12 protein-coding genes are annotated in these 13586 nt (G+C 35.6%); 11 read left to right on the top strand and 1 reads right to left on the bottom strand.

From position 1 onward, the window contains the following. Nucleotides 1–2 precede the first annotated feature (2 nt). The 11 genes from ABS768_RS09750 to purD are packed head-to-tail and all read left to right on the top strand — an operon-like array spanning nt 3 to nt 13347. On the top strand, nt 3–935 hold the full coding sequence (locus ABS768_RS09750) for a glycosyltransferase (protein WP_408074780.1): 933 nt from the start codon (nt 3–5) through the stop codon (nt 933–935). A gap of 4 nt (nt 936–939) precedes the next feature. Next, nucleotides 940–2775 (top strand): glycosyltransferase family 39 protein, encoded by a 1836-nt coding sequence (locus tag ABS768_RS09745; protein WP_408074779.1) that lies wholly within the window; start codon nt 940–942, stop codon nt 2773–2775. Nucleotides 2776–2813: 38 nt separating this feature from the next. Further along, complete coding sequence (locus ABS768_RS09740; RefSeq protein WP_408074778.1) at nt 2814–4058, top strand: flippase; 1245 nt, start codon at nt 2814–2816, stop codon at nt 4056–4058. A gap of 16 nt (nt 4059–4074) precedes the next feature. Beyond that, nucleotides 4075–4887 carry a glycosyltransferase family 2 protein gene (locus ABS768_RS09735; protein WP_408074777.1) on the top strand — a complete coding sequence of 271 codons (813 nt, stop codon included), beginning with the start codon at nt 4075–4077 and terminating at the stop codon, nt 4885–4887. Between the two features lie 4 nt (nt 4888–4891). Continuing rightward, nucleotides 4892–6130 carry an O-antigen ligase family protein gene (locus ABS768_RS09730; RefSeq protein ID WP_408074776.1) on the top strand — a complete coding sequence of 413 codons (1239 nt, stop codon included), beginning with the start codon at nt 4892–4894 and terminating at the stop codon, nt 6128–6130. Further along, nucleotides 6127–7269 carry a glycosyltransferase family 4 protein gene (locus ABS768_RS09725; protein ID WP_408074775.1) on the top strand — a complete coding sequence of 381 codons (1143 nt, stop codon included), beginning with the start codon at nt 6127–6129 and terminating at the stop codon, nt 7267–7269. The genes ABS768_RS09730 and ABS768_RS09725 overlap by 4 nt, the downstream gene beginning before the upstream one ends. Nucleotides 7270–7324: 55 nt before the next feature. Further along, complete coding sequence (locus tag ABS768_RS09720; protein WP_408074774.1) at nt 7325–8419, top strand: DUF1972 domain-containing protein; 1095 nt, start codon at nt 7325–7327, stop codon at nt 8417–8419. After that, a complete protein-coding gene (locus ABS768_RS09715) occupies nt 8373–9689 on the top strand; it encodes an O-antigen ligase family protein (protein ID WP_408074773.1) in 1317 nt (438 codons plus the stop codon). Before ABS768_RS09720 ends, ABS768_RS09715 begins: the two co-directional genes overlap by 47 nt. Before the next feature lie 2 nt (nt 9690–9691). Next, the gene (locus tag ABS768_RS09710; protein ID WP_408074772.1) at nt 9692–10675 is read left to right on the top strand and encodes a UDP-glucuronic acid decarboxylase family protein; all 984 of its coding nucleotides are present in this window, start codon (nt 9692–9694) and stop codon (nt 10673–10675) included. 3 nt (nt 10676–10678) lie between these two features. Then, the gene (locus ABS768_RS09705; RefSeq protein WP_408074771.1) at nt 10679–12046 is read left to right on the top strand and encodes an undecaprenyl-phosphate glucose phosphotransferase; all 1368 of its coding nucleotides are present in this window, start codon (nt 10679–10681) and stop codon (nt 12044–12046) included. Between the two features lie 29 nt (nt 12047–12075). Continuing rightward, a complete protein-coding gene (gene purD / locus ABS768_RS09700; RefSeq protein WP_408074770.1) occupies nt 12076–13347 on the top strand; it encodes a phosphoribosylamine--glycine ligase in 1272 nt (423 codons plus the stop codon). Here purD and ABS768_RS09695 read toward each other — a convergent pair. Further along, entirely contained in the window at nt 13342–13572 is a 231-nt protein-coding gene (locus ABS768_RS09695; protein WP_408074769.1) for a DUF6341 family protein, read from the bottom strand. The two genes, purD and ABS768_RS09695, sit on opposite strands and share 6 nt — an antisense overlap. Nucleotides 13573–13586 lie beyond the last annotated feature (14 nt).

Genomic DNA, 13586 nt, shown 5'->3' with positions numbered 1-13586 from the left:
GCATGCAAAAAATTTACTGTGTTACGCCTCTATATAACGACTGGCAAAGTTGTTCTGTTTTAGTTAATAAAATAAAACAACTTGAAAACACGCACAGTGAATTTATATTTAATATTGTTATTGTAAATGATGGATCGGTAACCTTTCCCGAAGATGCTGTCTTTTTTTCAGAAAAGGTAAAAATCATTAACCTTAAGGTGAACGTTGGTCATCAAAGGGCTATTGCTGTAGGGCTACAATATGTTTATAATGAGGTTAACGATTATGACATGGTTATTGTACTGGATAGTGACGGAGAAGATCGCCCCGAAGACATCCCTTTACTTTTAAAAAAATGCACTGAAAGTAATACAATAGTTTTTGCAGAAAGGAAAAAAAGGGAAGAATCACAATTGTTTAAAGCCGGATATTTTCTTTACAAGAAACTATTTAAATTATTAACAGGGCAACGAATAAGTTTTGGTAATTACAGTGCAATTCCTTCTGCATACCTAAAAAAAACAGTTGCATTAAATAATATATGGAACCACTATTCGGGCGCTATAATGCACTCAAAGCTACCGTATGATAAGATTCTTATTGACAGGGGGAAAAGGTATTCGGGTACATCAAAAATGAATTTTAATAGCCTTGTTTTGCACGGTTTAAGCTCTATAGCGGTTTATTTTGATTCTATTTCAGTAAGAATACTCAAGTTTTCCATATATGGTATGCTGATATGTTTTGTAGGGGTTATTTATATACTTTTCCAAAAACTATTTACAGATAATGCTATTCCGGGGTGGGCATCAAGTTTGATATTAATAATATCGGGAATTATAGTTCAGCTGTTTTCGGTAACATTAATCGTGTTGCTTTTGCAGTTAAGCTCCAGGAAAAACACCGACAGCCCAAACATTAAAAAGTACCTCGATTATATAGATGATATCCAATAAATCAATGAAACATCTTCGGTTTATAAAACAGTCTCCTTTGTTACTATTAGCTTTAGTTACAGCGATAGTTCTGGGCTTTTATAAACTTGATTTACAAAGTGTATGGCTGGATGAAATTCATTCTATGAATGAGGCTTCTCCAATGCAAAGTTTCAGAAACGTTTACCTTTCTGTAACCACAAGCGAGCAAATACCCCCTTTATACTATTACCTTCTTTATTTTGTTTTTAAAGTATTTGGATACACAACTTTAGTAGCAAGAGCTTTTTCGGCAATGGGAGGGGCACTGTGTATTTATGCCATTTATCTTTTAGGGCAAAAGCTTTTTAATAAACGTACGGGTGAAATAGCTGCTCTTTTATTAAGTGTAACTTATTTTCATTTGTATTACTCTCAGGAAGTAAGGCCTTATATTTTTTTTGAACTGTTTACCATACTCTCCTTTTACAGGCTTATGTTTCTTACAGAGACCCCAAATCTTAAAAATGCCTTTTATTATGCCCTGTTTACGGCATTAATGATACACTTTCATTTTTTTGGACTATTTGCAGTCATGGCTCAGTGTTTCATTTTTTTATTGCTCTTATTTTTGGCAGGCAGGGAGCAAAGAGGCAGGTTGTTTAGAAACCAACTTATAGCAGGCTTTTTAATATTGTTGTTTTTATTACCATTACTACCTATATTCCTTAAGGTTATAAGTATTAAAGAATTTTGGATACCAGATCCTCAAAATGATACGGTATATCTCATTTTTTTTGAAATTTTCGGATATTCAAAACGTATATTATTTACCGTAATTTTACTGGTAATAATTAGTATAGCTTTTTTATTTAAAAAAAGAAAGTCTCTAAAGGGTAGTATGGGGTTAAGTACGTCTTTTAGTATAATAGTACTTATATCCTGGCTGTTAATAACAGTTTTACTGCCTTTAATAAAATCATATCTCTCACCATCGGTAATGATAAGCAGGTATTTTATACTTAGCTTGCCGGCAATTATACTTTTAGCGGCTTTACCACTTTCAAAAGTAAAGAACACTTATTTTTGCTATGGTATTGTACTGGCTATTTCTGCTTTTTCAGTTATAAATACGGTTACATTCAACAACTATTATACAAGAATAAATAAAACCCAGTTTAGGGAAATAACCAGTTACATTGCAAACAACAGTAACCAAAACCAAAAGGTTATAACCAGCCTTAAATGGTATTATAATTATTTTTTAAACAACAATAAATTACATTACCCTATTGCGGGAGCTTCATTGGAAGAGTATGTAGGTAAACTGCAAAAGGATTCATTACATCTTGAATCTTTTTGGTATACCGATGCCCATGGCAGGCAGTATAATCTTTCGCCGGACAAAGAGGCATTTTTAAAGAGGCATTTTATATTGCAGGATGATGTGAAGCTTTTTGATTGCTGGGCAAATAATTATCAGTTAAAACATAAAGAGGACAATCAGGAAACTACTGTAACCAATTTAAAAGCGAAAGAAAATGGAAAACTGAAGTGTAATGTTGAGAATATTGACATATTCGGTAATAATATCAGGATATCCGGTTGGGCATTTTTAGAAAATACCGCTTCTTTGAATACAAAAGTCAGGGTTGTTTTAATAAAAAAAGATACGGCTATATTTACGGCAGGAAAACGTTTAAGACCTGATGTGGGTCAGTTTTTCGATAAAAGGGATCTTAATTATTCAGGGTTTGAGTTTTCTACAGATAAAAATAACCTTGAACAGGGAGAGTATGCCATAGGTTTATATCTAACAGATAAGATACAGAATACAGAAAGCTATATGCTTACCGATAAGAAAATAAATATAAGTTATTAATAGGCGTTGTATAAATGGAGTCTGTAAATTTTAAAAAAATGATCTCTACTTCCGGCATCGGGTTTATTTTCCGATTGTTCGGGTTGGGAACTTCATTTTTGGCAACAATGCTTATCTCAAGGCTTTTCAGCGTTGGTGTTTTTGGTAATTATTCCTTAGCGTTTACTATAGCGCAGGCAACAGCACTCGTGTTTGCATTAGGCATACCATCGGCATTGGTAAAAATTGTAGGGAATAACAGTTATACGTACTTACAGGCAAAAAAACTGCTTATAAAAGGACTTAAAATTACTTTAGTATTCTCGATAGTACCGGTAATGTTCTTTTTCTTCGGAGCTGGGTTTTTATCTGAGACCATATTTAAAAGCGATGTGCTTTCCAATTACTTTGTAGTGATTTGCCTTGTACTGCCATTGTTTATTTTCCACGAACTGTTTTTGTTTTTCTTTATATCGGTCAAAAAATTTAAACTATATAATGTTTTCATGTTTGGGTTGCCTAATTTACTGTTGCTGGCATTCCTCTACCTGTTTTATATCTTAAAAATGCCCGAACACTATACCTTTATTGCTTTTGCGATAAGTATGTTAATTGTAGTTATTACAGAGGCTTTTATGGTTTTTGAAATAAAACCGAAAACAGTAGATACACCATTGTCATCGGGGGCGCTTGTTAAAACGGCATGGCCGTTACTCTTTAGCGGACTTATGCTGTACCTGTTAAACTGGACCGATTTGATAATGCTTGGTATGATGGTAGATGAGGATGAGGTAGGTATTTATAATATTGCTTATAAAATAGGTACATTGGGCTTCCTTGTCATTGTTACGGTTAATATTATTATGATGCCTAAAATGGCCGAACTTTATGGAAAGGGAGACCTATCGGGATTAAAAAAATTTATCCATAAATCTACAAGGCTTATTATTTTCACGACTGTACCTATTGTTGCCGGTATTGTAGGGTTAAGCAGTTATATTTTGTCTTTTTTTGGAGAAGAGGCAATTGCTGGAAAAAGCACCCTTATTATAATTTCTGCCGGTATTTTATTTAGTGCCATGTGTGGTAATACCGATCAGATTTTAAACATGACGGGTAATGAAAAAGTGTTTAGAAACATAACTGTAGTTTGTTTTTTGGCAAATATTTCCCTTAATTACCTGCTTATACCTGTTTACGGAATAAACGGTGCAGCAATAGCAAGTGTGGCTACTAATGCGCTGTTAAATGTGATAAGCCTTTTTTATATGAAAAAGATGCTTGGCTTTTATACATTTGCTTAAATATTAAAATAACCCGATGAACCCTGAACTTTCTGTCATAATTGTAAATTACAACGGACTAAAATATATTAAAGACTGTTTTGATTCTTTATACGACAGAATTAAAGGAATCTCTTTTGAGATTGTTGTACTGGATAATAATTCTGCCGATGAAAGTTGTGCATACATAGAGCAGCATTATCCGGAAGTTGTGCTTATAAAAAGTAAGGTAAATCACGGTTTTGGAAAAGGAAATAATGAGGCAGTTAAGCATGCAAAAGGAGAATACCTTTTATTGTTTAATAACGATACCATTTTACAGGATGATATCACTCCTGTAATTACCTATTTAAAAAATAACAAGGATGTTGGTGCAGCAGGGATTAAAATGCTGAATGGGAATAAGGATTACCTGCCATCTGTAGGTAAATTTCCTGATATTGAGAGTACTTTTCTCTTTAAGAGAATGTTTAATATGGGGGAAGAGTTCAGGACAGGAAACTTTACAAGGCAGGTTTATGAAATAGACTGGTTAAGCGGGTCGTTTATAATTATGCCTAAAGAGTTATATATAGCCATAAACGGTTTTGATGAAGATTACTTTATGTATGTGGAGGATGTTGATTTCTGCAAAAAAATAGAACAAAAAGGTTATAAAAGGGTTTTTATGCCTCAGTGTGGATTTGTTCATTTTGTAGGGTTTGACAAATCCCGAAATCCGTTGCTGGTAAAAGGGCACAGGCTATTTATAAAAAAGCATTTTACCGGGCTTAAAAAAGCAGGTTTACTGGCTGTGCTACAATTAAACGCTATAGTAAAACAACTTAAACTAAAGCTAAATATAGGTTAGGCAAATGAAAATAAACGCGGCAAAATTTTATAGCTCATTGTTTACGGTATTGCTGTTACTACAGTTATACCTGCCTTCATTTAAGCTTAATCTGGTAATACAAATTGTTGTTATTGCTATTTTCATGTTTATGGAAAAAACGGCATTTTCTGTTTTCTTTCTTAAACAGATAAAGCCTCTTTTTCTTCTTTTTGTTTTAGGCTTTGTGGGAGCTATTATTTACAGGCCGCAGTTCTTTGATGTAATAAGGGATATATCACACTACATTAAACCTATAACAGGTTTGCTGATAGGGTATTTGTTTTACCGCCGGATTGACAATGCGCACCTGTTTTTTAAAACAATAGTTATCGCAGGAGTAATTTCGGCAATAATACATTTGGGGATTATTAAAGTACTTGCCGGTACAGGATCAATTAGTGAGATTAGGGAATTTACCAAGGACAACTTCCTTGAGCTATTCTCCATTTTTGTTTTGCTGTTTTACCGCAGGTATACAAACGAAAAGTTATTCAATAATATCATTTATGTGGCAGGGGCATTATTGGTTTTAGCAATTTCCAGTATGCTGTATTTTTCAAGAACCATGATAGTACTCGCTATAGTTATGGCGCTCTCTGTTTTTGGATATACTATTATAACTAAAAAAACTTTACGTATTATAGTTGGACTTTTTGTTTTTATAGGGCTCTTTTATGCTTATCTGCATACAGCAAACATAAGAAGGAACGGAAAAGGTTTTGAGCAGTTTTTATATAAGGTTAAAATAGCGCCCGAAGAGATTTATAAAACCAATATAAACCTGGATGATCACAGGAAATTATGGGATCACTGGAGGGCTTATGAGGCAGGAAGAGCAGTGCATTTAATGACAGAACATCCGGGGAGTTTTGTTTATGGTACAGGATTCGGGTCATTAGTGAATCTTAGATTTTTTGCACCGCTTACAGGAGAAAGAAAAGGAATAAGGTATATATCAGAACTGCATAACGGATATATTTACATATTTTATAAAGTAGGGACTGTAGGACTGTTAATCTATCTTTTTATGCTTGGCAGATGGTATAGGTTTCTTTACAGGGATAAAACATTTGTTTCGGTAATGGTATCGGCTACAGGTTTAATATTTTTTGTAACCACTATTACCATTACAGGTATTTATAACAATAGGGACATTATTGTATTTCTTTTGGGGGGACTACTGTATTTTTCTGAAAGGGAAAGAAAGGAAATTACTTCATGAAAAATATTTTGGTAATACATCAGTCGGCCGAATTATATGGCTCAGATAAAATGCTTTTCCTGCTACTTAAAAGTATGGATAAGGTAAAGTTTTATCCGGTTGTTGTACTTCCCGGCGAAGGCCCTTTAAAACAGGAACTTGAAAAGGAAAACATTAAGGTCGTAACAGCTCCGGTATTAAAAGTATACCGTAAAATGTTCACCCCAAAAAACCTGTACCGTTTTTTTAAGGACATAAAAAAAGGGGTTAGCCTTTTAGATAAATTAAATACCGAGTATCGGTTTGATTTGGTTTATTCTAATACATTGGCCGTTTTATTAGGGATGTTCTATGCCCGTAAAAGAAAAATAAAACATGTATGGCATGTACATGAGATTATAGCCCATCCTAAAATTTTTGCAGAAGCCTATCCAAGGCTTTTAAACAAAACTGCACATAAGGTAATATGCAATTCTTTAGCCACCAAAGATAATTTACTGCAAAGGGTACCAACACTTCAATCTAAAATGGTTGTTGTATACAACGGTCTGGATGAGTCACAAAGGGTTGGTGCCGTGGCTACAAAAGCCGATTTCGGTTTCACTCAGGAAGATATGGTGATTACCCTTGTAGGCAGGATAAGCCGTTTAAAGGGTCATAAATGGACGGTATCGGCATTTGCCAAATATTTAAAAACAAGTAATGCTAAGTTGTTTTTTGTGGGGTCTCCTGTACCGGGGCAGGAATATTATGAAACGGAGCTAAGGGAAATTATCAAAGAGGAAAGACTGGAAAACAAAGTAACAATACTACCGTTTACAAAGAACCTGAAACAAATTTGGGATGTTACAGATATTGCAATGATGCCTTCTACAGAAGCAGAGTCTTTTGGTTTGGTAGGGCTCGAGGCCATGCTGGCAAAAAAACCGCTTGTAGCCTCAAACCTTGGAGGGTTAAAGGAAATAATATTGAATAACCAAACGGGTTATCTGGTAGATTCGTTGGACGACAAAGCCCTTGCAGATGCGCTTATTAAACTTATGGATAATCCGCAACTGCGAAATGAGTTTGGAGAAAACGGTTATAACAGGGCTAAAGAGCTGTTCTCGCTTCAAAATTATCTTAACGGTATCAATAGCGTATTGGAAGCTGAAAGCTAAACAATTAGAAAAGCGTAACGGAAAGGCTTATATTTGCCAACCTTAAAAAGTGATAATGAAAGTAGCTATACTAGGTACAAGAGGTGTTCCCAATTATTATGGGGGATTTGAACAGTTTGCAGAATACTTTTCGGTTTATCTGGCCGATAAAGGGCATGAAGTATATGTATATAACTCTCACAATCACCCGTATCAGGAAAAAATGTTTAAGGGGGCACACATTATCCATAAACATGACCCGGAGTATAAAATGGGTACTTTTGGGCAGTTTATATATGATTATAACTGTATAATGGACTCCCGAAAAAGAGATTTTGACATTATCCTTCAACTGGGGTATACCAGTAGTTCCATATGGTTTTTCCTGTTACCTAAAAAATCGGTTATAATTAGCAATATGGATGGTTTGGAATGGAAACGTTCTAAATATTCGGCACCGGTAAGGCAGTTCCTTAAGTTTGCCGAAAGACTGGCAGCTATAAGCAGCGATTATTTGGTAGCCGACTCACTGGGTATACAGAAGTCTTTAAAAAACCGTTACAACAAAGAATCAGAATATATTGCCTATGGGGCATACCCTTTTGAAAAACCCGACGAAACGGTAATTAAGGAATATAATGTAGAGAAAGGCAATTATAACATGGTAATGGCCCGTTTTGAACCCGAAAACAACATAGACATGGTGCTTGAAGGGGTTGTACAAAGCGGAAACAAAACTCCAATACTAGTTATTGGTAAGCATGAAACAAAATACGGAGCCTATTTAAAAAACAAGTTTGGAGCTCACAGCCATATCCGTTTTATGGGAGGTATATACAATATAAACCACTTGGATAATTTAAGGTATTACTCTAACCTTTACTTTCACGGGCACTCTGTAGGCGGTACTAATCCGTCGCTTTTAGAGGCCATGGCATCTAAGGCTTTTATAATAGCAAACAATAACGATTTTAATAAAGGAGTTCTTAAAAACAATGCTTTTTATTTTTCAAATCCACAAGAAGTCGCAAATATTGTTAATACGTTAAAAAAAAGTGATAATTTGCAGGCCATCGAAAACAACTATAAAGCAATAATAGACGACTTTAATTGGGAAAAAATTAATGGGGACTATCTTCACTTCTTCAAAAAATGCCTTACCAAAAAATAAGAGGCCTTCAGCAAGCCCTAAAATGCTGGTTTTTCTGGTAGTTACTATACTACTTACTATTCCCTTAAATTATGCGTTTAGTAGTATAACAACAATATTACTGGTGGTTTACACCCTGCTTACGGCAAAAAAAAGGCATTTTAATTTTAGTCTTAGTTTGGCATTGCCTGTACTGTTGTTTCTCATAATGAGTATTTCCCTTATATGGTCGGTTGAATTTAAATGCACACTAAAGGCACTTTCCAAAGAAATTCCGTTACTGGTACTACCGGTAGTATTTGCTTTTACAAGGCTTTGGCCCAAACAGCAAAAAGACATTTTAAAGTTTTACAGCTGGGGTATGATAGTATATGCATTGTTTTATGTAATAAGAGCTTTTGGTAAATACTTTAGTACGGGAGATGTTTCGGTGTTTTTTTACCACGAACTGGTTACTAAAGATGTAAATGCCATTTATGTTTCGGTATTCCTGTCGGTAGCACTGTTCTATTTCCTGGTAAAAAAATATAAGAAGAGAATTGACTATATGGCTTTTGGACTACTGTTTATTATGGTTTTCCTACTGTCTTCAAAAAATATACTTCTGGCCGATATTTTCCTTATCCTGATTTATGTACTGTTTTGGTCGGGAATTACTAAAAAGGCCAAATGGACAATAGGGATAGCCTTTACGGCATTAGTTGTCATAGCGGGATATTACACTAAAATAGGAGAAAGAATAAAATCAGAACTGGAACCCGGAACCGAAATGACCGTAAGGGAATCAGGCACCAATGCTATTTCCATACAGGAAGCGTGGAATAAAGATACTTTTACCCAAAATGATTATTTTAACGGAACCTCCTTCAGGGTTTATCAAATAAGGATTTTTACCGAAATGATGAACGAAGATCCTGTTTTTCTTACCGGTTATGGACTTAATGCCTCTCTTAACAGGATTAAGGAAAAGGGAGATGAGCATAATGTGTATAAGGGCGACGAAACCCACAAAGGCTATAACAGCCTTAACTTTCATAACCAGTATATTGAGGTTTTTGCCGATTTGGGTCTTGTAGGCTTTTTAGTTTTGATAGCAATGTTAGGGATTAACCTTAAAAACGGATTCAGCAATAAAGATTTTGTTCATATTGCTTTCGCATTTATAATGATAGCCTTATTTTTGACCGAATCTTTTTTATGGAGGCAAAGAGGCGTTATTTTCTTTACCGTTTTGTATTGCCTGTTTAATAAAGAGTTGTATTCCAGTGTTATAGAAAAAGAAAGAAGTTAAAGATGAAAAGAATACTTATTACAGGAGCAGCCGGTTTTTTAGGATCTCATCTATGTGACAGGTTTATTAAGGAAGGCTATTATGTAATTGGTATGGATAATCTTATTACCGGCCATCTTAAAAACATAGAGCATCTTTTCAAACTTCCCAACTTTGAGTTCTATCATCACGACGTTACCAAGTTTGTAAACGTACCCGATAAGCTGGATTATATCCTGCACTTTGCATCACCGGCAAGCCCCATAGATTATTTAAAAATCCCTATTCAAACACTTAAAGTCGGATCGTTGGGAACACACAATCTTTTAGGGCTGGCAAGGGTTAAAAAGGCAAGGATACTTATCGCTTCTACGTCTGAAGTTTATGGTGATCCATTAGTACATCCGCAAAATGAGGACTACTACGGTAATGTAAACACTATAGGGCCAAGAGGTGTATATGATGAGGCAAAACGTTTTCAGGAATCCATAACTATGGCTTACCATACTTTTCACGGAGTTGAAACCAGGATTGTAAGGATATTTAATACCTATGGTCCAAGGATGAGGTTAAACGACGGAAGGGTAATTCCGGCATTTATCGGTCAGGCACTAAGAGGAGAAGACTTAACTGTTTTTGGCGATGGTATGCAAACCAGGTCGTTTTGTTATGTAGACGATCAGGTAGAAGGTATTTTCAGGCTATTACATTCTGATTATGTATATCCAGTTAATATTGGTAATCCGGATGAGATTACCATAAGGGATTTTGCCGAAGAGATAATTAAACTTACCGGTACAACACAAAAAGTTATTTATAAACCGTTACCAATTAACGACCCGTTGCAAAGACAGCCCGATATAACCCGTGCAAGAGAAATTTTGGGTTGGGAGCCTAAAGTGGATCGTGCTGAAGGTATGAAAATAACCTACGAGTACTTTAAGTCGTTAACACACGACGAACTGCTTAAGGAAGAACACAAAGATTTTTCAGGATATATATACTAATTAATGACTTCATCCGGAAAAAGGAGATATTCAAAATATATAAGGCCAATAAATATAGCATTTGATGTATTGGTCCTAACCCTGTTGTTCCCTTATTTCTTTTGGGAACTGGGTATTAACCAGTTTTATTTTGGAGTCTATCAGCTGGCTACATGGTTTATAATAGCTTACATATTTGGCTTTTATGAAGTTTACCGATTTACCAGCCTAACCGAAATAATTGTAAAAATTGTAAGGCAGGGTATAGTGTTCCTGCTGGTGGTTATTGCCTTTTTTCCGTTTTCAAAACAGGCTATATTTAGTGGTCAGGCTATAGCAAAATATCTCGTTACTGCATTTATAATCATAATACTGTTTAAATTTGTATTGTTTTATTACTTAAAGAGATACAGGGTGGTTACGGGTAGTAATTACCGTAAGGCAGTTATTATTGGTTACACGCCCGACGCTTTAAGATTAAAAGAGCTTTTTGAACAAAAAGGTGAGTACGGATATAGGTTTCTTGGATTCTTTTCAGACAGGAAGCATAACGATGAGGTAAAAGGAAAAATAGCAGAGGTGGAAGCTTTTGCAATAGATAATAACGTAGACGAGATTTATTGCTCACTTAACGAGATTACCAATTACCAGATTAAAAGACTGGTAGAGTTTGCCGATATTAATGACAAGGTTGTAAAGTTTATCCCGGATACAAAGGAGATATTTACCAAAAACCTAAGGGTAGACTACTATGAGTTTTTCCCGGTACTGTCGTTAAGAAAAACACCGCTACATGAACCGGTGGCAAAAGTAGCCAAAAGGTTATTTGATATTGCCTTCTCGCTATTTGTTATAATTTTTGTGCTAACATGGCTAACACCTATACTGGCATTAATAATAAAACTTGAATCACCGGGACCTGTGTTTTTTAAACAGGGGAGGCCGGGTATAAATGAAAAAGAGTTCTTTTGTTATAAGTTCAGGTCAATGAAACTGAATAAAACGACAGAGGAGTCGGTTATAAAAAATGACCCAAGGGTTACCCGCATAGGACGTTTTATGAGGAAAACGAGTATTGACGAAATGCCACAGTTCCTAAACGTACTTATTGGGGAAATGAGCGTAGTGGGGCCAAGGCCGCACCTATGGTCACAAAATAACCTGTACAGCAAGCGTATAAAAAAATATCTTATAAGACTTTATGTAAAGCCGGGTATTACAGGCCTTGCACAGGTAAAGGGTTACAGAGGAGAAATAAGCACTGATGAAGATATGATAAACAGAATTAAGTATGATGTTTTTTATATTGAGAACTGGTCGCTTTTACTGGATTTAAAAATTATAGTACAAACGGTGGTAAACATTTTTCAGGGTGAAGAAAAAGCCTATTAGTATTTACCACAATAATTAAGCAATAACATATGAATATTTTATTACTGGGATCTGGAGGTAGAGAGCACGCGCTGGCCTGGAAAATGCTGCAAAGCCCGCAGTGTTCTAAATTATTTGTTGCACCTGGTAACGCAGGTACATCGGCCATTGCAAATAATGTAAATATAAACCCTACTGATTTTGAAGCTGTAAAAAAACTGGTACAGCAGGAAAACATCGGTATGGTGGTAGTAGGTCCGGAAGACCCACTGGTAAAAGGTGTATATGATTATTTTAAAAACGACAGTGAGCTTAGCAACGTTCCGGTTATCGGTCCGTCAAAATATGCTGCACAGCTTGAGGGGAGTAAGGAATTTGCTAAAAAGTTCCTTGTTAAAAATAACATCCCTACAGCAGCTTACGAAAGCTTTACAAAAGAAACTGTAGAGAAGGGCTGTGATTTCCTTACTACATTAAAAGCTCCATATGTACTTAAAGCAGACGGACTTGCGGCAGGTAAGGGTGTACTTATTATAAACGACCTTGCAGAAGCACAACAGGAGCTTAGAAACATGCTTGTAGATGCAAAATTCGGTCAGGCGAGTACAAAGGTAGTTATAGAGGAGTTCCTTGATGGTATTGAGCTTAGCTGCTTCGTTTTAACAGACGGAGAGAGTTACAAGCTGTTACCAATGGCTAAAGACTACAAACGTATTGGAGAAGGCGATACAGGGCTTAATACAGGAGGTATGGGAGCTGTTTCACCGGTTCCGTTTGCAGATGCCGAATTCCTTGAGAAAATAGAAACCCGTATTGTTAAGCCAACTATACAAGGATTTAAAAATGAAAACATTGATTATAAAGGTTTTGTTTTCATAGGCCTTATAAAAGTAGGTAACGATCCTTATGTTATTGAGTACAACGTAAGAATGGGTGACCCGGAAACTGAGGTAGTAATGCCAAGGGTAAAATCAGATCTTGTTGAAGCTTTCAAAGCACTGCATAATGGTACGCTTGCACAAACTGCTTTTGAAATTGATGAAAGAAGTGCTGCTACAATTATGCTGGTTTCGGGCGGATACCCTGAAGACTATGAAAAGGGTAAAGTTATAACAGGCCTTGATAAGGTAGAAGATTCTATTGTTTTCCACGCAGGAACAAAAGATGATAACGGAAATGTGGTGACCAATGGTGGCCGTGTAATTGCCGTTACTTCATATGGTACTGACTTTAAGGAAGCCATAAAAAAATCTTATCAAAATATAGACAAGCTAAATTTTGATAAGATATATTTTAGAAAAGATATAGGTTTCGATCTATGATAAGAAAGAGTGTGCTGTGGTATCCTGGTCATCTTCGTGATTCGCTTTGAAAATTTTCAGTTGCTGAATCCAGTACCAGGTTGCCCCGCAGCAGATAAGGATAAAAATCCAGGTTATTGTGTTTGCTAACCACCAGTTTTTAAGCTCTAGGTCTTTAATAAAGTCAAGCGGTGCAAATAGTATGTGTACAAACAGATAATCTATTCCTTCAAAAAATGCTCTCATTTTTAAACAAGTAT

The sequence above is a fragment of the Flavobacterium rhizophilum genome, assembly GCF_046000485.1.
Taxonomy (GTDB): Bacteria; Bacteroidota; Bacteroidia; order Flavobacteriales; family Flavobacteriaceae; genus Flavobacterium; species Flavobacterium rhizophilum.
This window is presented reverse-complemented; position numbering and strand designations above follow the sequence as displayed.

Coding starts and splice junctions, on each gene's coding strand:
- ABS768_RS09735 (WP_408074777.1), top strand. CDS start 4,075: ATGAACCCTGAACTTTCTGTCATAATTGTAAATTACAACGGACTAAAA.
- purD (WP_408074770.1), top strand. CDS start 12,076: ATGAATATTTTATTACTGGGATCTGGAGGTAGAGAGCACGCGCTGGCC.
- ABS768_RS09730 (WP_408074776.1), top strand. CDS start 4,892: ATGAAAATAAACGCGGCAAAATTTTATAGCTCATTGTTTACGGTATTG.
- ABS768_RS09705 (WP_408074771.1), top strand. CDS start 10,679: ATGACTTCATCCGGAAAAAGGAGATATTCAAAATATATAAGGCCAATA.
- ABS768_RS09715 (WP_408074773.1), top strand. CDS start 8,373: ATGGGGACTATCTTCACTTCTTCAAAAAATGCCTTACCAAAAAATAAG.
- ABS768_RS09745 (WP_408074779.1), top strand. CDS start 940: ATGAAACATCTTCGGTTTATAAAACAGTCTCCTTTGTTACTATTAGCT.
- ABS768_RS09695 (WP_408074769.1), bottom strand. CDS start 13,572: ATGAGAGCATTTTTTGAAGGAATAGATTATCTGTTTGTACACATACTA.
- ABS768_RS09725 (WP_408074775.1), top strand. CDS start 6,127: ATGAAAAATATTTTGGTAATACATCAGTCGGCCGAATTATATGGCTCA.
- ABS768_RS09720 (WP_408074774.1), top strand. CDS start 7,325: ATGAAAGTAGCTATACTAGGTACAAGAGGTGTTCCCAATTATTATGGG.
- ABS768_RS09740 (WP_408074778.1), top strand. CDS start 2,814: ATGATCTCTACTTCCGGCATCGGGTTTATTTTCCGATTGTTCGGGTTG.
- ABS768_RS09750 (WP_408074780.1), top strand. CDS start 3: ATGCAAAAAATTTACTGTGTTACGCCTCTATATAACGACTGGCAAAGT.
- ABS768_RS09710 (WP_408074772.1), top strand. CDS start 9,692: ATGAAAAGAATACTTATTACAGGAGCAGCCGGTTTTTTAGGATCTCAT.